Here is a 19,014-nt window from a genome sequence, read left to right as displayed (position 1 = left end):
ATGAACTACGTGATGGGTGTCGATATAGGAACCCAGAGCACCAAGGCGCTGCTGGTGGACGGTCAAGGTACGATCATCGCCCAGCATAGCCAGGGGTATCGCGTGGATACCCCGAAAGTGCGCTGGGCCGAGCAATGGCCGCAGGTCTGGCTGGACGCCGTCGAGGCTTGCGTTGCGCAGTGCATGGCCAAGGCCGGCGTGGCGGCGCAGCAGGTCAAGGCGTTGTGTATCAGCAGCCTGTACGGCGGCTCCGGGATTGCGGTGGATGCGCAAATCACGCCGCTGCACCCGTGCCTGATCTGGATGGACCGCCGTGCTGGCGAGCAGGTGGCCTGGGTGCGCGAGCAGGTGGACCTGGAGCGTCTGTTCGCGATCACCGGCAACTCGGTGGACAGCTACTACGGCTTCACCAAGATGCTCTGGCTCAAGCAGCACCAGCCCGAGGCGTGGGCCAAGACTCGCTACCTGCTGCCGCCCAACAGCTACATCAACTGGTGCCTCACCGGCGAGTTGGCGGTGGACCATAGCAGTGCCGGCAATATCGGTGGCGTCTACGACGTGAAGGTGCGCGGCTGGTCCGCCGAAATGCTTGATGCACTGGGCATACCGCAGGCGATGATGCCGGAGCGCCTGGTGTATTCCGGGGAAGTCGTCGGTGGGTTGCTGGAGGGTTGGGCGGCGCGTCTGGGCCTGCAGGCGGGCACACCGGTTCTGGCTGGTGGCGTCGATGCGGCCATGGCAACGCTGGCCGCAGGGGTGACGCAGCCGGGCAATCACGTGGCAATGATCGGCACCAGCATGTGCTGGGGTTACCTTAACCAACAAGTGGATGCACGCCATGGCTTGGTGAGCATGCCCCACGTCTACAACGGCCACCGCGACCTGTACATCTTTGGCGGAGCAATCACCGCCGGTGCCTCGGTCAGCTGGTTTCGCGAGCAGTTCTGCCAGGCCGAAGAGCAACAAGCCAAGGCCACCGGCCAGGACAGCCTGATGCTGCTGGAACAGCGCGCGATGAACATCCCGGCCGGCAGCGAAGGCCTGTTGTTCCTGCCGTACCTGATGGGTGAACGCAGCCCGGTGTGGGATGACCGCGCCAGTGGCAGTTTTGTCGGCTTGAACCTCTACCACAGCCGTATTCACCTGTATCGCGCGGTGCTGGAGGGCGTGAGTTTTGCCCTGCGACACAACATCGAAGCGGGCACACGCGGCGCGCATTCCCTGGACCCGCGCTTGATCGTGGTGGGCGGGGCGAGCCATTCGGACCTGTGGATGCAGATCATCGCGGACGTTACGCGGTATCCGGTGTACACCATCGTGCAGGAGGTTGAGGCCGCGTTGGGCGCGGCGTTGCTGGCGGCGCACACGGTGGGGTTGGTGAGCGATGGGGAGATGGACAAGGGCTGGGTACAACTGGAGTTGCGGGCTGAGCCCAAGGCGGAAAATGTCGAGGCGTACGACCGTGCGTTCGGCGAGTACCTGAAGCTGTATCCGGCCCTGAAACCGATCATGCACAGCCTGCAGGAGAACTGAATGAACGCAGCCTTCGACTTCACCCACCAGCGCATCCTCGTCACCGGCGCCAGCAGCGGCATTGGGCGCGAAATCGCCTTGCAACTGATCGCCAGCGGCGCCGATGTCTTTGCCCTCGGCCGCGACGCCCAAGCCTTGGCCGAACTCGGTTGCCACACCTTGTGCCTGGACATCGCCGACAGCGCCGCCCTCGATAACGCCCTGCACGACCTGCCACCGCTGCACGGCCTGGTCAACTGCGCCGGCATCTCGCGGCTGGAGCCCGCCGCCGCCATCAGCGCCGACGCGTTCGACCAGGTGATGCAAGTCAACGCCCGCGCCGCCGCCCAGGTCGCCAGCCGCGTGGCGGCGAAAATGATCGAAGCACACATCGCCGGCAGCATCGTCAACGTCTCCAGCCAAGCCTCGCTGGTGGCCCTGGACGATCACCTCGGCTACTGCGCCTCCAAGGCCGCGCTGGATGCGATCACCCGTGTGCAATGCGCCGAGTGGGGCCGCTTTGGCATTCGCGTCAACAGCGTCAACCCCACCGTCACGCTCACGCCGATGGCGGCCATGGCCTGGTCCGAGCCGGCCAAGCGCGACCCGGCGCTGGCGGCCATTCCATTGGGGCGTTTTGCTGAAACCGTCGAGGTGGCGTTGCCGGTGCTGTTCCTGTTGAGCAGCGCCGCCAGCATGATCAGCGGCGTGAGCCTGCCCATCGACGGTGGCTACACCAGCCGCTAGCCGTTTTCCAACTGACCGGCGATCACCACCTTGTCCCGTGGCTTGAACGGGTCTTCCAGGCGATCGAGCAACAGGCGCACCGCACTGCTGCCGGCCAAAGACGCATCGTGAGCCACGCAGGCGATGGGCACGCCGAAGATATCGGCGAAGGGCAGGCGGTCGATGCCGCAGATGGTCAGGCTGTCATGGGCGATGTTGTGCATGCGCAGTGCGCGCAAGGCGCCGAGGGTGATCAACTGGTTGAAGCCCATGATCGCGTCCGGCGCCGAGTGTTCGGCCAGGTAGTCGAGGGTGTGCAGGTAGGACGGCATCAGCGTGTAGTCGCCGGCCTGTACTTCGACCTGCACCTGCGGGTGCTCGGCCAGCACTTCGCGCAGGCCCTTGAGGCGTTCGACGGTGATGCGTGAGTGCTCGGGGCCGGTCAGCACCAGCAGGCGCTTGAGGTCGGGCGTCTGGCGCAGCAGGTAGTGCGCGGCCTGGATGCCGCTGTGGTAGTTGTCGAGCACCACGCGGCTGAACGGGCTGTCGTGGATTGTGCGATCGAGCAGCACCACTGGGGTTTTGCCGTTGCCCAGGCGTTCGAGATAATCGGGCTGGTAGCTCGGTTCATCCGAGACCGGCGACAGAATGATCCCCGCCACGCGGTAGCCCAACAGGGTGTCCACGGCCTTGCTTTCCAGCTCTTCCAGCTCATCGGTGTCCACCAGCATGATGGTGTAGCCGTGCTGTTTGGCCTCGCGGGAAATCGCCTTGATCATTTCGCTGTAGAACGGGTTGTCCACGGAGGCGGTGATCACGCCGATGATCAGGCTCTCACTGCGCTTGAGCCCGCGTGCGAAGGCGTTGGGCACGTAGTCCATCTCCCGCGCCACTTCGAGGATGCGCGCCAGGGTGGCCGGTTTGACCAGGTCGGGTTTGCTCAGTGCACGAGACACCGTGATGGTGGTCATGCCAACCCGTTTGGCGATGTCGCTGATAGTGACGGACTTCTTCTTGTTCATCGGTCAGGCTGCAAAAGGAAACACCCGCAGGCTAGCATGCGCGGTGGAGATTGTTGCTTCAAATCAATGGGTCCCAACGTTGCGACCAGTCGCTTTCGGCCTTGACCACCTCACGCAGCAACCCCAGTGCCTGTTGCAACACTGCCGAATCTCGCGCCCGTGAATACACCAGGTACGTCGGGAAGCTGAATTCCGGCGCCTTGGGCACACGCTGCATTACGCCGCTGTCCAGGTAACTCTGCACCACGCGGGTGCGGAAATAGCCGGCGCCGCCATTCTCAAGGATGTACTGCAATGCCAGCGGGCCCAGGTTGAAACTCAATGCGGCACGGGCCTTGTCGGGCAGCGCGGCGTCGTGTTGTTGACGAAACCCGGGCCCCCAATCGATATACACGTAGGGCGCCGGGTTGCTCACCAACTGCACCAGGATCAGTTTTTCCTCCAGCACCTGTTCCACCTGCAAGCCTGGCCAGTATTGCGGCTGGAACACCAATGCAGCGTCGAGTACGCCCAGTTCCAGTTGGCGCAACAGGTATTCGCCTTCGCGGATTTCGGTGCGCAGGGCATGGCCGGGGATGTGTTGGCGTAACGCTTGGGCCCAGCCGAGCATCAATGGATTGCACAGGCTGACTTCGCCGCCGATGTGCAGCACGTTGCGATAGCCATCGGGCAGCGGCAGGTCGCGTTTTGCCGCGTCCCAGGTTTGCAGCAACTGGTTGGCGTACACCACGAAGGCCTCGCCGTCGGCGGTCAGCCGGGCGCCGGCGCGGTTGCGCACGAACAGTGTGCTGCCTAGCTGGCTTTCCAGGCTTTTGACCCGTGCGGTGATGGCGGTCTGGGTGACGTGCAGTTTCTCGGCTGCTGCGGCCAGGCTGCCGCAGCGGGTGATTTCGAGGAAGGTGCGTGCCAGTTCGATGTCCATGAAGCCCCCGGGGATGAATGGGGGACAGTGTAATGGAATGTGGTTGAAACTGTGGGAGCTGGCTTGCCTGCGTTCGGCCAGCGTGTTTGACGGGGCGCCTGAGATCAAGATCAAGAGCGACTCGCTTCGCATCGTGGATATGCGGTCTTGTAGGCGCCGGCTTGCCGGCGATTGGGGTGTGTCGGTGACGGGTGAGGTGTCTGACACGGCGCCATCGCCGACAAGCCGGCTCCTACAGGGAGTGCATTTCAGGTTGGGGTTTGTGGGGCTTGGGGGTGCTCGCTCGGGAAGGCCTTCGCGTAGGCGTGGCACACCCGCAACACCTGCTCGTCGGCAAAACGTGCGCCTACTACATGCAAGCCCACCGGCAAGCCGTTCGCTGCCAACCCACACGGCACCGAGGCTGCCGGTTGCTGCGTCAGGTTGAAGGGGTAGGTGAACGGTGTCCACTGTGTCCATTCCTGCAAACCCGAACCCGGTGGCACGTCATGCCCGGCATCGAACGCGGTGATCGGCATCATCGGCGATACCAGCACATCGTAATGCTCATGGAACGCCGCCATGCGTGCCACCAGGGCTGCGCGTGCTTCAAGGGCCGCGCTGAAGTCGTCCAGGCTCAAACGCTCGCCGCGCTGGGCGATGCGCAGCAGGCCGGGGTCCAGCAGTTGTTTTTGTGACTCGCTCATGGGCCCGGTCAGGCGTGCAGCGCCGGCTGCCCACAAGGTGCTGAAGACTTCCAGCGGGTCACTGAAGCCGGGGTCGATCTGCTCGACATGGGCGCCCAGTTGTTCCAGGCCTCGCACCGCCTCCGCGACCACCTTGGCCACTTGCGGGTCGACCTCCACGTAACCGAAGTTCGGACTGTAGGCCACGCGCAGCCCTTTCAAATCCGCTGCGCCCGACAACCACGGTGTGGTCCTCGGCGCACCGATCAACCCGTCCCGAGCATCCGGTTGCGCGATGGTCTGCAGCATCAATACGCTGTCTTCCACCGTGCGGGTCATCGGCCCCAGGTGCGAGAGGATTGTCATGGAGCTGGCCGGCCACTGCGGCACATAACCGAAGGTTGGCTTGATCCCGAAAGTGCCGGTAAATGCACAGGGAATCCGAATCGAACCGCCCGCATCGCTGCCTTGGTGCAACACCCCCAGGTTCAACGCCGCCGCCGTGCCCGCGCCGCCGGACGAACCGCCCGCCGTGGTGCGGGTGTCCCAGGGGTTGCGGGTGATGCCGTACAGCGGATTGTCGGTGACGCCTTTCCAGCCGAATTCAGGGGTGGTGGTTTTGCCCAGCAGCACCGCACCGGCCTTGCGCATAAAGGCCGGGAAGGGCGCGTCCACCTCCCACGGCCCGTCGGCGGACGAGGTGCGCGAGCCCTTGCGGGTGGGCATGCCGATTGTCAGCGTCAGGTCCTTGATCGAAGACGGCACGCCGTCCAACGGACCGCAGGGTTGGCCGTTCAGCCAGCGTTGTTCCGAGGCGCGCGCCGCATTCAGCGCGCCTTCCGGGTCCACGTGGCAGTAGGCGTTCACCACCGGATTGAAGCGTTCGATCCGCAGCAAGGCGTCTTCGGTGACCTCCACCGGCGACAAGGTCTTGTCGCGAAAATGCTGCAGCAGTTGCACTGCCGTCAGTTGGCCGATCTCGCTCATGCCACGTCCCCCTGCGCCGCATTGACCATGGCGCGCAACAACACCGCGCAGCCCGCCGCCAGGTCGTCCGGCGCGGCGTTTTCGATTTCGTTATGGCTGATGCCGCCTTCGCACGGTACAAAGATCATCCCGGCCGGACCCAGTTCGGCGACAAAAATCGCGTCGTGGCCTGCGCCGCTTACGATGTCCATATGGCTCAAGCCCAAGGCCTCGGCGCCTTCGCGTACGGCATTGACGCAGGCCGGGGCGAAGTCCAGCGGTGGGAAGTCGGCGGTTGGGGTCAGTTCATATGCCAACCCGTGTCTCGCGGCGGCGGCTTCGATCACGCTGCGCACTTCATCAACCATGGCTTGCAGCTTGTCTGCGTGCAGATGACGCAGGTCGAGGGTCATGTGCACCTGGCCGGGAATCACGTTGCGCGAGCCGGGATGCAGGCTCAGGCAACCGACCGTACCGCAGGCGTGGGGTTGCTGCTGATGGGCGATGCGGTTGACCGCGCTGACCACCTCGGCGGCGCCGACCAGGGCGTCCTTGCGCAGGTGCATCGGCGTCGGGCCGGCGTGGGCTTCGACGCCGGTGAAGGTCAGGTCGAACCATTTCTGGCCCAGGCAACCCATGACCACGCCAATGGTAGTGGCCTGGTCTTCCAGTACCGGGCCTTGTTCGATATGCGCTTCGAAGTAGGCACCGACCGGGTGGCCGAGCACGGCGCGGGAGCCGGCGTATCCGATGCGCTGCAATTCGGCGCCGACTGACAGGCCCTGGTCATCGAGCTTGTCGAGGGTGTCCTGCAAATCGAACTTACCGGCAAACACCCCGGAACCCATCATGCACGGCGGAAAACGCGAGCCTTCTTCGTTGGTCCACACCACCACTTCGATCGGCGCTTCGGTTTCAATCTTCAAATCATTCAGGGTGCGGATGACTTCAAGTCCCGCCATTACCCCGTAGCACCCGTCGAACTTGCCGCCGGTGGGTTGGGTGTCGATATGGCTGCCGGTCATCACCGGGGGCAGGGCCGGATTGCGCCCGGCACGGCGCGCAAAGATATTGCCGATAGCGTCGACACTGACGCTGCACCCCGCAGCCTCGCACCATTGTACAAACAGGTCACGGGCCTGGCGATCCAGGTCGGTCAGCGCCAAGCGGCACACGCCACCTTTGACGGTGGCGCCCAGTTGGGCCAGGTCCATCAGCGATTGCCACAAGCGGTCGCGGTTGATCAGCGGGGCGTTGCTCTTGAGCGGTTGCGCAAAACTATTCATCAGTAGTCTCCGGTCAGGCACTCAGGGCCAAATAACGGTTTTTGATGGTCGGGTCGGCGCGGAAGGCTTCGGCGCTGCCCTCGTAGACCACGCGGCCCTGTTCAAGCACGTAATGGCGGTCGGCGAGCTTGTCGCAGACCATCAGGTTTTGTTCCACCAGCAGCACCGGCAGGCCGTCGTCCTTGACCTTGCGCAGGATCTTCACCAGCTCGTCGACGATGACCGGGGCCAGGCCTTCGGTGGGTTCATCGAGGATCAGCAGCTTGGGATCGTTGAGCAGCGCGCGGGCGATGGCGAGCATTTGTTGCTCGCCGCCGGACAACGCGTGGCCAGCGTTTTTGCGCCGCTCCTTGAGGCGCGGGAACATGGCGTACACGTCTTCGAGCTGCCAGCGGCTGGTCTTGCGTGCGGCGATGCGCAGGTTTTCCTCGACCGTGAGCAGGCGGAAGATCCCACGGTTCTCCGGCACCAGCGCCAAACCCTGGCGGGCAATTTCGAAGATCTTCTGGCCCACCAGTGCCTGGCCGTTGAAGTGGATCTGGCCCTGGCGCGGGCAGATGATGCCGAGAATGCTGCGCAGGGTGGTGGTCTTGCCGGCGCCATTACGCCCCAGCAACGTCACCAGTTCGCCAGGGTTGACGGTCAGCGACACGCCTTCCAGCACGTGGCTCTTGTCGTAGTAGGAATGGATGTTCTCAACGATCAGCATCAGGCAGCCTCCCCAAGGTATGCAGTGCGCACACGCTCATCGGCGCGCACGAATTCCGGTGTGCCTTCGACCAGGATCTGCCCGTGGCTCATCACCGTGATGCGTTGGCTGATGGACATGACGATGCTCATGTTGTGTTCGATCAGCAGCACCGTGTGGTCGCGGCCGAGGTCGCTGATCAACTGCGTCATGATTGGGATGTCATCGATGCCCATGCCCGAGGTGGGCTCATCCAGCATCAACAGTTTCGGTTTGGAGCAGATCGACATGCCCACCTCCAGCACCCGCTGCTGGCCGTGTGACAACTCACCGGCCAGGGTGCCGGCGCGGGCCGTGAGTTGCAGGCGCTCCAGCACCTGGTCGGCCATCTCCAGGTGTTCGCGCTTGCTGTCGACGCGGCGCCAGAAATTCAGTGCGCGTGCACCGTCGCGGCCTTGGGCGGCGAGGCGCAGGTTTTCGCGCACGCTGAGGTTCTGGAACAGGCTGGTGAGCTGGAACGAGCGCGCCATACCCAGGCCGACGCGGCCGTGGGCAGGCTTGCGCATCAGGTTCTTGCCGTCGAAGTGGATCGCCCCGGCGGTGGCCTGGCGTTCGCCGGTGAGGCAGTGGAACAGGCTGGTCTTGCCCGCGCCGTTGGGGCCGATGATGGTATGGATAGTGCCCGCCTCGACCTTGAGGTTCACGCCGTTCACCGCATGGAACGCGCCGTAGGCCAGTTCCAGGTCTCTGGTTTCCAAAAGGATGCTCATAGCCCTTCCTCCTTGGCGACAACGGCCGTTTTGCGATGGCCGCGTACCTTTTCGAACAGCGACGCGAGGCCGCCCCACAAACCGCCGCGCATGAAGATCACCACCAGGATCAGAATTACCCCCAGCAGCATCAGCCAGCGCGGCCACAGGTCGGAGAGGAAATCCCCGAGCAGCACGATGGAACCGGCACCAAGCAATGAGCCGAACAACGAGCCGGTGCCGCCAACGATGGTCATGATCAGGATGTTCTCGGACATCGCCAGGTCGATATTCGACAGCGGCACAAAGTGCAGCAGCATCGCGTACAGCGCGCCGGCAATTCCGGTGACCGCGCCGGACAGCACAAACACCAGGATCTTGAAGTGGCGTGTGTCGTAGCCGATGGCAGAGGCGCGGGTTTCGTTTTCGCGGATCGCCATCAAGGTGCTGCCGAACGGTGACGCAATCACCCGGCGTGCGCCGATGAAGATCAGCAGGAACAGCACTGCGACAAAGCCGTAGAAGGCGCGGGCGTCGGCCAGTGACAGCAGCACCGTTTCACCCACGCGGATCTCCGGGCGCGGCACGCTGAGCAGGCCGTTGTCGCCACCGGTCCAGTCGCTGAGTGTGTAGGCGACAAAGTAGGCCATCTGGCTGAACGCCAGGGTCAGCATCACGAAGTAGATGCCGGTGCGACGGATCGCCAGGGCGCCCACCAGCAACGCCAGGAAACCACCGGCCACGGCGGCGCCGAGCAACGCCGTGAACAGGCCCAGTTGCAGGTGGATCATCAGCAACGCCGCGCAATACGCGCCGGCCCCGAAGAAGATGCCTTGGCCGAAGGAGAGCAGGCCGGTGTAGCCCAGCAGCAGGTTGCAGGCCAGGGCCGCCATCGCAAAGATCAGGATCTCGGTGGCCAGGGTCGCCGAGGGCAATATCAACGGTAGGCCGATCAGCACCGCCAACACCCACAGCAACATCGCGCGCGATTGCGTCTTGGCAAACGGCAGGGGGTTTTTTTCGCTCATGTCAGGCTCTCCCAAACAGGCCGTAAGGACGGACCAGAATCACCACGGCCATTGCGCCGTAGATCATCAGGCTCGCGCCCTGGGGCCAGAGTGTGGTCATCAGGCTTTGCACCACGCCCACCAGCAAACCGCCGACCAGCGCACCGCTGAACGAGCCCATGCCGCCGATCACCACCACCACGAAGGCCACGCCGAGAATCTCCGGGCCGACAAAGGGTTGGGCGCCGCGCAACGGGGCGAACAGCACGCCCGCGACGCCGGCCAGGGCTACGCCGAGGGCGAAGGTCATGGAGAACAGCCGGAAGATGTTGGTGCCCAGCAGCGACACGGTCTCGGTGCTTTCACTGCCGGCCCGCACCAGGGCGCCGAAGCGCGTGCGTTCCAGCAGCAGCCACAGGCCCAGGCCGACGAGCCCGGAAAACACGATGAGAAACAGGCGGTAGTAGGGGTAGACGAAGTCACCCACCACCAGCACGCCGCGCAGCAGTTCCGGCACGGCGACGCTTTTGCCCACCGGGCCCCAGATCATCACGCTGGCCTCCTGGATGATCAGCGCGATACCCAGGGTTACCAGGATCTGGAACATGTGCGGTAAGTGATAGATGCGTTGGATCAACAACCGCTCGATGGCCCAGGCCAGCGCGGCCACCACCAGCGGCGCAATCAGCAACGCCAGCCAGAAGTTGCCAGTGAGGCTCACAGCGGTGTAGCAGATATAGGCACCCAGCAGGAAGAACGCGCCGTGGGCGAAGTTGACGAAGTTGAGCAGGCCGAAAATGATCGTCAGCCCGACCGCGATCAGGAAGTAGATCATCCCCAGCCCAAGGCCGTTGAGGATCTGGAACAGATAAAGATTAAGCATGCAGGAACCCTCTGCAGGAGGCCGCTTGCACGGCCCTGCGCTACCAAATTCAGGGGATCAGCCGAGCGTGCAGCCTGTGGCGTCCACGGGCGGGAACGACTGACCGGCGCTGAGTACCTTGGCCAGGTCATCCTTGTCGGCCATGTCGGCGGTGGCCTTGCCGATCAGCAGGTAGTAATCCTTGATCACCTGGTGGTCGCCGGCGCGGATCGATTCCTTGCCGGTGGGCCCTTCGTAGCTCAGGCCCTGCAGGGCCTTGGCCACGGTCGGTCCGTCGAAACTGCCGGTAGAAATGATGGCTTCGAGCATGACCTTGGTGCTGATGTAATCGGCGGCCAGCGGGTAGGTAGGGTTGATGCCGTATTTGGCTTGGGTGAGCTTGACCAGTTCACGGTTGAGCGGGGTGTCGACCTGGTGCCAGTACTGCGCGCCGAGGTACACGCCTTCCAGCACATCACTGCCCAGTTCCTGGAACTGGTCGAGGCCGGCGGACCATACCAGCAACACCTTCATGCGCTCCTTGATACCGAAGTTCACCGCCTGGCGCAGGGTGTTGGACGACTGGCTGCCGAAGTTGAGCAGCACCAGCACATCGGGCTTGGCGGCGATGGCGTTGGTCAGGTAGCCGGAAAATTCCTGTTCCTGCAACGAGTGGTAGCTGTTGCCGATGTGTTCCAGGCCGTTTTCCTTGAGCACATTCTTCGCGCCTTCGAGCAGCGCTTCGCCGAACACGTATTGCGGGGTGATGGTGTACCAACGCTTGGCGTCCGGCAGCAGCTTGATCAGCGGCACCATGGTTTCACGGATCGCGCCGTAGGTGGGCACCGACCAGCGGAAGGTTGCCTTGTTGCAGTCCTTGCCGGTGACTTCATCGGCGCCCACCGGGGTCATGAACACACCGCCGACCTTGTCCACCTCCTTCGCCACCGCCAGTGCCGACGACGACAGGGTGCAGCCCTGGAAGAACCGCGCGCCGTCCTGCTGGATGGCTTCCTGCACCTTGCGCACGGCCTTGCCGGCGTTGCCTTCGGTGTCGATCACCTTGTAGTTCAGCGGGCGGCCGAGCAGCTCGGGGTGTTGTTCCACCGCCAGGCGCGAACCCATGTCGGCAAACTTGCCATAGCTGGCAAAGGCGCCAGACATGGACTTGAGGCCGTAAAAGGTAAAGGGCTCGGCGGCGAATGCAGACCGAATGCTCAGCGGGAGGCTGAGGGCGGCGGCTGCGGTAAGACTGGCTTTCAACAACGTACGACGCTGCATGGGGTGACTCCCTGGTTTAGTTATTGGCAGGAGTGGCAATGGCGATACGGTGGAGCAAGGGCCTGTGGACAGGCCTGTTATTGGATGGGGCAAACACTGTCTCTGTAGGAGCCGGCTTGCCGGCGATGCAGGCAACTCGGTGGGTCAGTTGAACTGAGTCGATGCCATCGCTGGCAAGCCAGCTCCTACATTGATTGGGGGGCCACAGTAGGTACCGTGGTGTGTCAGTGGTGGTGATCGAACTCCAATAGGAAGTGCGGGCTGACCTGGCCTTCAAGGGCGGTCATGTGGTGTTCGGCATCGCACATGTGTTCATGCATCAAGCTGCGCACCGCGCTTTCATCCCCGGCACGAAAGGCGATCAGCAACTGCTTGTGATAGTCCAGGTTGGCGGCGTCGAACTGCTTGCGCTTGGGCTTGTAGGCTTTTTTCAGCACCACCAGGTCGCGCAGCAGATCGTTGAGGAACTGCGCCATGAAACTCAGCAACGGGTTGGGGCAGGCCTTGGCCAGCAGGTTATGGAACTCCAGTTCCGCCAGGCGCTGTTCACGCTGGCCGGCCTCGCTGTCTTCGGGGGCGCTGCAAAAATCCACATTGTCTTGCAGGGCCTGGTAGTCGTCCTCGCTCAAGCGCCCGAGCACCGACACCGCCAGTTCCACTTCGATGACTTTGCGCAGTTGGTACACCTGTTCGCCGTCCAGGTGCTGGAAGTGCAGGTAGTTGCGCAACGCGCGGCTGGCCGGTTCGGTGCCGGCCTGGTTCAGGTAGGCGCCGCCGCTGGGCCCGGTGCGGGTGCTCACCAGGCCTTCCACTTCCAGTGCCTTGAGCGCTTCGCGGGCCGAACCTTTGGAGCACTGGAAGCTTTCCATCAGTTCGCGTTCGGTGGGCAGGCGGTCGCCGGGCTTCAAGGCGTCGGTGACGATGGAGCGCTTGACCGACTCGACAATCACATCGGACAGCTTCTGGCGTTTGCGTCGTAGCGGGCGGCTTAGCATAGGTTCGATTTATCGTATTAATGCGGATTAATAGCACTTAATAACGATCGGCATGCAGCGTCAACGGCAGGTGTCGTTTTCGATGGCAACAGGTCGCAATCGGATGGTTACTCCCCGTTGCCTGAATCGAGGCAGCGCGTGGACGACGGTGGTTGCTTGCCGAACACCAGAAAGTCGCCCATCCAGCGGTTGATGCAGCTGCTGGCGTCCTGTTGGGCTGTTTCTTTCAGGCGCAGTTGTTCGACCTTGGGTGCCGCCGATTCGGGTTGCTTTGCATTGACCAGTACCATGCGCGCCACCCGTTCGGGAAACAGGGCCGCGTAACGGTTGCCCAGGCGGGCCGCATCGGCATTGCCCAGGTAGAGCAGTTGGGCGTCGCCCAGTTGAGTGCGGACAAACTCCAGGTCTTGGGCGGCTTGTTCGACTCCATTGTCGTTGCCGAGGTCGCGGGGGCTGAGTTCGATGACGTCGTAGCGGTTGACCAGTGTGCGATACGCTGGGTTGGAGTAAGAGCCCCAGAGGCTGGTCAGGTGAATGACAAAGGTGCCGCCCTGGTTCCTTTGGGGCGCATCGCCGGCCAGGGCAAACACCACGCCTTCGCGATTCAGCGGGTCTCGGGCGCCGACGCGGGTCAGGTGGAGGCGCAGGTTGCCTTGCCGGGGCGCAGCGTAATTGCGCGGCACGCTCACGACGCCGCATTGAGTGCGTTGCAGCACTTCGGGGTCCAGGCGTTCAGCGGTGCGCAGGGGGCAATCCAGCAACCAGTCAATGGCGGTGGGAGGAATCAGTTCTTGGGCAGCGCTTGCAGTCACCCAGAGACAGGCGCATGTCAGGTATTTTGCGACAGTCATCAAGAGGTCCTGGGCAACCGTGTGAGTTCGGTGTTTTTACCAAGGACCTTTGCTCAAGAATGTAGGGCGAGAAGACAGTTGGTGTGCGAAAGCGGAGTTTTGTTTATCGGATCTGCGTCTGCCAGCCGCCGCCCAGGGCTTTGTACAACGCGATACTGGCCTGCAGGCGCGACAGTCGCAGTTGCACGTTCTGGTCCTGGGCCGCGTACAGCGTGCGCTGGGTTTCCAGTACCGTGAGCAGGTCTTCGGCGCCTGCCTGGTAGCGGCTTTCAGCGATCTGGAAGGCGGTCTGGGCCTGTTGCAGTTCTTCGCTTTGCCATTCGCGCTGCTGGTCGAGACGGGTGATGCTGCTGAGGGATTTTTCCACGTCGGCAAAGCCGTTGATGATCGCACCGCGATAGGTTTGCAGCAGTTCATCCTGGCGCGCGCGGGCCTTGTCGCGTTCAGCACTTAAACGACCGTTGTTGAAGATCGGCGCCACCAGCCCAGCGGTCAGCGTGTAGTAGGGGCTGCGCAGGATATCCACGGCCTTGTAGGCGTCGGAGCCCAGGGTCGCGCCGAGGGTGATGGCGGGTAGCATGGCCGCGCGGGCCACGGTGACGTCGGCCTGTGCTGCCGCCAATTGCGCCTCGGCCTTGGCGATATCGGGACGGCGGCTGAGCAATTGACTGGGCATGCCGGCGCCGATGGCAGGCCAGGTCAAGGCTTGAAACGGTTCGCTGCCAAGGTCCAGGGCTTGGACGGGTTGGCCGAGAAGGGCGGCCAGCGTGATCCGCGACTCTTCGGTCAGCTGCTGAATCAGCGGCAATTGACGTTGCTGGCTGGCCACCAGGCTTTTTTGCTGGGCCAGTTCCAGGGCGGTGGCGGAGCCGGCGTCATAGCGGGTCTGCACCAGGTCGAGCACGCTGCGCGCATTGGCCAGGTTCAGTTCTGCAATCTGCTGGCGCTGCTGCGCGGCCAGGGTTTGTGCGTAGCGGTCGGCCACGCTGCTGAGCAAGGTCAGCTCTACGGTGGCCTGGTCAAACTCGCTGGCGCGCAGGGTATGCAGGGCGCTGTCGCGGGCGGCGGCGCGGCCACCCCAGAAGTCCACTTCGTAGCTGGCGGTGAGGTTGGCGCCAAAGTTGTCGACGGCGTCATCGCTTTGCGAAGCGTCAAGGTCCGGTCCACCCGGGCCACGTAACAACTTCTGGCGGCTGGTGGTGAGGTTGAGCTTCACTTCCGGCAACAGCGGCGCACCGGCGATCACTGCGCTGGCTTGGGCCTGGCGCACGCGCGCGGTGGCGGCGGCCACGTCGAAACTGTCTCGCCGGGCCTGTTCGACCAGCCGGTTCAGTTGTGGGCTACCGAACTGCGTCCACCATTGCTGGTTGGTGACCTGGGCGGCGTCGCGTTCGGCAAATTGCCAGGCGGCAGGCGCTGCAATCCCGCTGTCGAGCGCGGGCGGGTTGCCGGTGCAGGCGCTGAGTAACACGCACAAGGCAGGAAGGTAAAAGGACTGTTTATTCACTGGTCAACGCCTTAACCGGATCGAGCCGGGCAGCTTTACGGGCCGGCATGAAGCCGAATACGACACCGGTGACGAGTGCGCAACCAAAGGCGCCAAACACCGCCAAAAGGGAGAACTGCACCGCCACCTTGGCCAGCACCAACACGCCGCCAACCAACAACGCCAGGGCGATGCCGCACAAGCCGCCGACCACCGAGAGCATCACCGCCTCGGTGAGGAACTGGCGCAGGATGTCGCGTTGGCGTGCGCCGGTGGCCATGCGGATGCCGATTTCACGGGTGCGCTCGCGTACGGTCATCAGCATGATATTCATCACGCCGATCCCGCCCACCAGCAAAGATATCGCCGCAATGGAACCGAGCATCAATGACAGCGTGTTCTGCGTACGGGCCTCGGCCTGGATCATCGCCGCGTTGTTGGTCAGCTCATAGTCACGCTTGCCGTTGTGCAGCTTTTTCATCAACTGGTCGATGGCCACTTCGGCTTCGTGGACCTTGCGCGCATCCGCCGCCGCGATCACCACATACTCAGGGTTGTAGCTGCCAAACAGGCGCACACTGGCGGCGGTGTAAGGGATGGCGACACGGTCGTCACTGTCCTTGTTGCCGGAGGCGGCGCCTTTTTCCGCCAGCACTCCGATCACCTGGAACGGCACGTTTTCAATCAGGATGTACTGCCCGAGTGGGTTGACCTCGCCCTTGAACAGCTTCTCGCGCACGCGATGACCGATCACCGCCACGGTGGCGGCGGCACGCTCGTCGGCGGCCGTGAAGTAACTGCCCTCGACCACCGGCCAGTTGAAAATCTCCGGGAAGTTGGTGTCATTGCCGCCCACGTAGGCCATGTAGTCCACGTTGCCGTAACGCACCCCGACTTCGCTGCCGTTGACCGGCATGATGTGTTTCACCTGGGGCAGGGCCGCCAGCGCGTGGACGTCATTGAGGGTGACGATGCCCAGCGGTGTACGCGGGTTGGGCGACGTGCCGCTGAGGTAGATGATGTTGGAGCCGAATGCGCCCATCTGCGCCATGACTTGCCGCTTGCTGCCTTCCCCCACGGCCAGCATCACCACCACCGACGCCACGCCGATGATGATCCCCAACAGGGTCAGCGCGGTGCGGAAACGATTGATCCACATCACCCGCCAGGCGGCTTGCACCGCGTCCACCAGCTCGGCTTTCCACGCGCCATTGTGTTCGGCACCGTCGGCCAGGCGTTGGCGCAGGTCCACGGCTTGCAAGGCGCCGTTCGCTAATACTGGCGCAACGTCGCTGCCGTCGGCCGAGTCGCTGATGATCAAGCCATCGCGAATCTCGATGATGCGATTGGCCCGCGCCGCCACTTCGCGGTCGTGGGTGATCAGGATCACCACGTGGCCCTGGCTGGCAAGTTCATCGAGCAGGGTCATGACCTCGGCGCCACTGTGGCTGTCGAGGGCGCCAGTGGGTTCGTCAGCGAGGATGATATGCCCACCGTTCATCAACGCACGGGCAATGGACACCCGCTGTTGCTGGCCGCCGGAAAGCTGGTGCGGACGATTGCCGGTGCGCTCGGCCAGGCCCAACCGCGTGAGCAGGGCGTTGGCGCGGGCATGGCGTTCGGCGGCGCTGATACCGGCGTAGATCGCCGGCATCTCGACGTTTTCCTGGGCCGAGCCCGACGGGATCAGGTGGTAGCCCTGGAACACGAAGCCAAAGGCTTCGCGGCGCAGCCAGGCGAGTTCGTCGCTGTCCAGATGGGCGACGTTTTCCCCGGCGAACAGGTAGTCGCCTGTGCTTGGACGGTCGAGACAGCCAAGGATATTCATCAACGTGGACTTGCCGGAGCCCGAGGCACCGACGATGGCGACAAATTCCCCGGCATGGATCGACAGGTCGATGCCGCGCAACACGTCGACCTGCGGGCTGTCGCCGCCGCCGTAGGACTTGCGGATGTTCTTGAGTTCGATCAGGGGCGTGGTCAACTCAACCCCCGTTGCCGTCGGCCGGGCCGATCAGCAGGTGATCACCTTCGCTTAAACCGTCGAGCACCTGGACGCGCAGGCGGTCGCTGATGCCTACCTGCACCTGGCGCTGCTCGATTCGACCATTCTTGCCCACGACCTGGGCGATCTGCTCGTTGGGGTTCGCCGTGCCCGATAACGCGGCGACCGGCGCGGTGAGGGCGTCCTTGACCTGGCTGGCGACGAAAAATACCTGAGTGGTCATTTCGGCCATCAACGCGTTGTCGCTGTTGTCCACGTCCAGCAGCACGGTGTACAGCACCACGCGGCCGCTGCCGCTTTTGCTGGTGCTGTTGGGGCTGCCGCTGCCTTGGGTTTCATTCAATGGCTTGGGCGGAATCGGCAGGATCTGCCGCACGGTGCTGGTCCAGCGCCGGTTGCCGCCGCTCAACGTGGTGAAATACGCGGTCATGCCCGGCTTGACGTGGCCGATATCGGCTTCCGAGACCTCAGCCCACACGGTCATCGGTGACAATTTGGCGATGCGCAGGATCAGCGGCGTCTGCTGCTGGGCGTTTAGGGTCTGGCCGACCCGCGCGTCCACCGCGACCACGGTGCCGGTCATGGGCGCGTAGATGCGCGTGTAGCCCAATTCAGCTTCGTCACTGCGCAAGCTGGCCTGGGCTTGCTGGATCTGCGCCTGGAACATGTCGACCCGCGCCTGGGTGGCGCTCAGTTCGGCCTTGGCGGTTTGCACGTCTTCTTCACGGGTGGCGTTGCCGGCGGCCAGGCGTTGCTGGCGCTGGTACTTCTGGCGTGCCAGTTCGTGCTGGGCCTTTTGTTCCTGCAACTGGGCCTTGAGGTTTTCGATGGCGTAGCGGCTGGCGTCCAGCTTGGCTTTTTGCGTGGAGGGGTCGATCTCCACCAGTAACTGGCCTTCCTGGACCTGGTCGCCGGCCTCGACGTGGATCTTGCGGATCTGTCCGGAGGCCTGGGCCCCCACGTCCACATAACGGCGCGGCTGCAGGGTGCCGAGGGCGGTCACGCTGTTTTCGATACTGCCGCGGGTGACGGTGACGGTGGTGAGGGTGTCACGCCCCGGCGGCAGCACTTGCCAGGCCGCGATGGCGAAAATGGGGATCAGGCACGCGATAACAAGCAAGGCGCGTCGGGCAGGTCGAGGGCGTTTCATGCTTTGGTTCCAGCCAGGAAAGTTCGGACCGCAGTTGCGGGGAGCTGACAAGTAAACGAGAGAATTGCGCGGGGATTTAGGCGGTTACATAAGCAGTTACAGCTCCCTTGAAGAAAAAAATCGTCCGTTGATGCAAGTCTGCTTTAAAAGTAGATGAGAATTACTATAAATTGCACGCACTCAAACTGCCATCACCTGAATGCTGTCTTTATTTGCACCCAAGGACCTAATGCCGCCACCCGGCGGTCGGGAGTCATGTTGGAAAACTACTATCGCGAGCTGGTGTGTTTCCTCAACGCCAAGCTGGGCAACCGTCAGGTGGCCGAGGATGTGGTGCATGACGCTTATGTCCGGGTGCTGGAGCGTTCCAGCGACACGCCCATCGAACAACCCCGTGCCTTTTTGTACCGCACGGCGCTCAACCTGGTGATCGACGGCCATCGGCGCAATGCCTTGCGCCAGGTCGAACCCCTGGATGTGCTGGATGCCGAAGAACGCTTCGCCAGCAGTTCGCCGCACACTAACCACGACCACGGCCAACGCCTGGAACTGCTCGAACGCGCCCTGGCCGAGCTGCCACAGGCCTGTCGCGACAGCTTCCTGCTGCGCAAGCTCGAAGGCCTGACCCACCTGCAAATCGCCGAACGCCTGTGCATTTCTCGCGCCTTGGTGGAGAAACACATCGTCAACGCCATGAAGCACTGCCGGGTGCGGATGCGCGAGTGGGAAGCGCACTGATCAATGATCAGTTAAATTTTATTTCACTGTCCTCGTTCCTATCAACACACGACCTGTTGTTCAGGTCTTGAAGGTATTCCCGCCCCACCGCCAAGGGGCTTAT

General features: G+C 63.2%; 17 protein-coding genes. 3 read left to right on the top strand and 14 right to left on the bottom strand.

The genetic code is table 11. The annotated features are described in order from the left end of the window. The gene (locus tag RB216_RS18830) at positions 1-1,533 is read left to right on the top strand and encodes an FGGY-family carbohydrate kinase (protein ID WP_236318162.1); all 1,533 of its coding nucleotides are present in this window, start codon (positions 1-3) and stop codon (positions 1,531-1,533) included. Then, complete coding sequence (locus tag RB216_RS18825) at positions 1,534-2,259, top strand: SDR family oxidoreductase (RefSeq protein WP_068937196.1); 726 nt, start codon at positions 1,534-1,536, stop codon at positions 2,257-2,259. It abuts the gene before it with no gap. Here RB216_RS18825 and RB216_RS18820 read toward each other — a convergent pair. The 14 genes from RB216_RS18820 to RB216_RS18755 all read right to left on the bottom strand — a co-directional run bounded on the left by RB216_RS18820 (position 2,256) and on the right by RB216_RS18755 (position 18,173). Continuing rightward, positions 2,256-3,260: a LacI family DNA-binding transcriptional regulator gene (locus RB216_RS18820; RefSeq protein ID WP_028617004.1), complete on the bottom strand. Its 1,005-nt coding sequence runs from the start codon at positions 3,258-3,260 to the stop codon at positions 2,256-2,258. The genes RB216_RS18825 and RB216_RS18820 overlap by 4 nt on opposite strands. 58 nt (positions 3,261-3,318) lie before the next feature. Beyond that, complete coding sequence (locus RB216_RS18815; protein ID WP_308907722.1) at positions 3,319-4,182, bottom strand: LysR family transcriptional regulator; 864 nt, start codon at positions 4,180-4,182, stop codon at positions 3,319-3,321. Between the two features lie 248 nt (positions 4,183-4,430). Continuing rightward, a complete protein-coding gene (locus RB216_RS18810; RefSeq protein ID WP_308907721.1) occupies positions 4,431-5,834 on the bottom strand; it encodes an amidase in 1,404 nt (467 codons plus the stop codon). Then, positions 5,831-7,099: a Zn-dependent hydrolase gene (locus tag RB216_RS18805; protein WP_028617001.1), complete on the bottom strand. Its 1,269-nt coding sequence runs from the start codon at positions 7,097-7,099 to the stop codon at positions 5,831-5,833. Before RB216_RS18805 ends, RB216_RS18810 begins: the two co-directional genes overlap by 4 nt. Before the next feature lie 13 nt (positions 7,100-7,112). After that, on the bottom strand, positions 7,113-7,808 hold the full coding sequence (locus RB216_RS18800; RefSeq protein WP_028617000.1) for an ABC transporter ATP-binding protein: 696 nt from the start codon (positions 7,806-7,808) through the stop codon (positions 7,113-7,115). Then, complete coding sequence (locus RB216_RS18795; RefSeq protein ID WP_028616999.1) at positions 7,808-8,557, bottom strand: ABC transporter ATP-binding protein; 750 nt, start codon at positions 8,555-8,557, stop codon at positions 7,808-7,810. Before RB216_RS18795 ends, RB216_RS18800 begins: the two co-directional genes overlap by 1 nt. After that, positions 8,554-9,564, bottom strand: coding sequence for a branched-chain amino acid ABC transporter permease (locus RB216_RS18790; protein WP_028616998.1), 1,011 nt, complete (start codon positions 9,562-9,564; stop codon positions 8,554-8,556). The genes RB216_RS18795 and RB216_RS18790 overlap by 4 nt, the downstream gene beginning before the upstream one ends. Position 9,565: 1 nt before the next feature. After that, positions 9,566-10,426 (bottom strand): branched-chain amino acid ABC transporter permease, encoded by an 861-nt coding sequence (locus RB216_RS18785; protein WP_016974865.1) that lies wholly within the window; start codon positions 10,424-10,426, stop codon positions 9,566-9,568. Positions 10,427-10,483: 57 nt separating this feature from the next. After that, positions 10,484-11,686, bottom strand: a complete 1,203-nt coding sequence (locus RB216_RS18780; RefSeq protein WP_028616997.1) for an ABC transporter substrate-binding protein — start codon at positions 11,684-11,686, stop codon at positions 10,484-10,486. 224 nt (positions 11,687-11,910) lie between these two features. Then, complete coding sequence (locus RB216_RS18775; RefSeq protein WP_068937199.1) at positions 11,911-12,681, bottom strand: FadR/GntR family transcriptional regulator; 771 nt, start codon at positions 12,679-12,681, stop codon at positions 11,911-11,913. 107 nt (positions 12,682-12,788) lie between these two features. Further along, entirely contained in the window at positions 12,789-13,532 is a 744-nt protein-coding gene (locus tag RB216_RS18770; protein WP_236318178.1) for an alpha/beta fold hydrolase, read from the bottom strand. Positions 13,533-13,635: 103 nt separating this feature from the next. Then, a complete protein-coding gene (locus RB216_RS18765; RefSeq protein ID WP_068937201.1) occupies positions 13,636-15,039 on the bottom strand; it encodes an efflux transporter outer membrane subunit in 1,404 nt (467 codons plus the stop codon). Further along, positions 15,032-17,002: a MacB family efflux pump subunit gene (locus RB216_RS18760; protein WP_028616994.1), complete on the bottom strand. Its 1,971-nt coding sequence runs from the start codon at positions 17,000-17,002 to the stop codon at positions 15,032-15,034. Before RB216_RS18760 ends, RB216_RS18765 begins: the two co-directional genes overlap by 8 nt. A 1-nt stretch (position 17,003) precedes the next feature. Then, positions 17,004-18,173, bottom strand: a complete 1,170-nt coding sequence (locus RB216_RS18755; protein WP_028616993.1) for an efflux RND transporter periplasmic adaptor subunit — start codon at positions 18,171-18,173, stop codon at positions 17,004-17,006. Positions 18,174-18,428: 255 nt separating this feature from the next. Here RB216_RS18755 and RB216_RS18750 point away from each other — a divergent pair, with 255 nt between their 5' ends. Then, on the top strand, positions 18,429-18,911 hold the full coding sequence (locus RB216_RS18750; protein WP_028616992.1) for a sigma-70 family RNA polymerase sigma factor: 483 nt from the start codon (positions 18,429-18,431) through the stop codon (positions 18,909-18,911). Positions 18,912-19,014: the final 103 nt, after the last annotated feature.

The organism is Pseudomonas canadensis (assembly GCF_030980095.1).
In the GTDB taxonomy this organism is placed as follows: Bacteria; Pseudomonadota; Gammaproteobacteria; order Pseudomonadales; family Pseudomonadaceae; genus Aquipseudomonas; species Aquipseudomonas canadensis.
The sequence above is the reverse complement of the archived record's forward strand: the minus strand, read 5'-3'. Positions and strand labels throughout refer to the sequence as shown.

What these genes read in the sequence shown, in the direction of transcription:
- RB216_RS18830 (WP_236318162.1), top strand. Translation starts at nt 1, where the DNA reads ATGAACTACGTGATGGGTGTCGATATAGGAACCCAGAGCACCAAGGCG.
- RB216_RS18825 (WP_068937196.1), top strand. Translation starts at nt 1,534, where the DNA reads ATGAACGCAGCCTTCGACTTCACCCACCAGCGCATCCTCGTCACCGGC.
- RB216_RS18820 (WP_028617004.1), bottom strand. Translation starts at nt 3,260, where the DNA reads ATGAACAAGAAGAAGTCCGTCACTATCAGCGACATCGCCAAACGGGTT.
- RB216_RS18815 (WP_308907722.1), bottom strand. Translation starts at nt 4,182, where the DNA reads ATGGACATCGAACTGGCACGCACCTTCCTCGAAATCACCCGCTGCGGC.
- RB216_RS18810 (WP_308907721.1), bottom strand. Translation starts at nt 5,834, where the DNA reads ATGAGCGAGATCGGCCAACTGACGGCAGTGCAACTGCTGCAGCATTTT.
- RB216_RS18805 (WP_028617001.1), bottom strand. Translation starts at nt 7,099, where the DNA reads ATGAATAGTTTTGCGCAACCGCTCAAGAGCAACGCCCCGCTGATCAAC.
- RB216_RS18800 (WP_028617000.1), bottom strand. Translation starts at nt 7,808, where the DNA reads ATGCTGATCGTTGAGAACATCCATTCCTACTACGACAAGAGCCACGTG.
- RB216_RS18795 (WP_028616999.1), bottom strand. Translation starts at nt 8,557, where the DNA reads ATGAGCATCCTTTTGGAAACCAGAGACCTGGAACTGGCCTACGGCGCG.
- RB216_RS18790 (WP_028616998.1), bottom strand. Translation starts at nt 9,564, where the DNA reads ATGAGCGAAAAAAACCCCCTGCCGTTTGCCAAGACGCAATCGCGCGCG.
- RB216_RS18785 (WP_016974865.1), bottom strand. Translation starts at nt 10,426, where the DNA reads ATGCTTAATCTTTATCTGTTCCAGATCCTCAACGGCCTTGGGCTGGGG.
- RB216_RS18780 (WP_028616997.1), bottom strand. Translation starts at nt 11,686, where the DNA reads ATGCAGCGTCGTACGTTGTTGAAAGCCAGTCTTACCGCAGCCGCCGCC.
- RB216_RS18775 (WP_068937199.1), bottom strand. Translation starts at nt 12,681, where the DNA reads ATGCTAAGCCGCCCGCTACGACGCAAACGCCAGAAGCTGTCCGATGTG.
- RB216_RS18770 (WP_236318178.1), bottom strand. Translation starts at nt 13,532, where the DNA reads ATGACTGTCGCAAAATACCTGACATGCGCCTGTCTCTGGGTGACTGCA.
- RB216_RS18755 (WP_028616993.1), bottom strand. Translation starts at nt 18,173, where the DNA reads ATGAAACGCCCTCGACCTGCCCGACGCGCCTTGCTTGTTATCGCGTGC.
- RB216_RS18750 (WP_028616992.1), top strand. Translation starts at nt 18,429, where the DNA reads ATGTTGGAAAACTACTATCGCGAGCTGGTGTGTTTCCTCAACGCCAAG.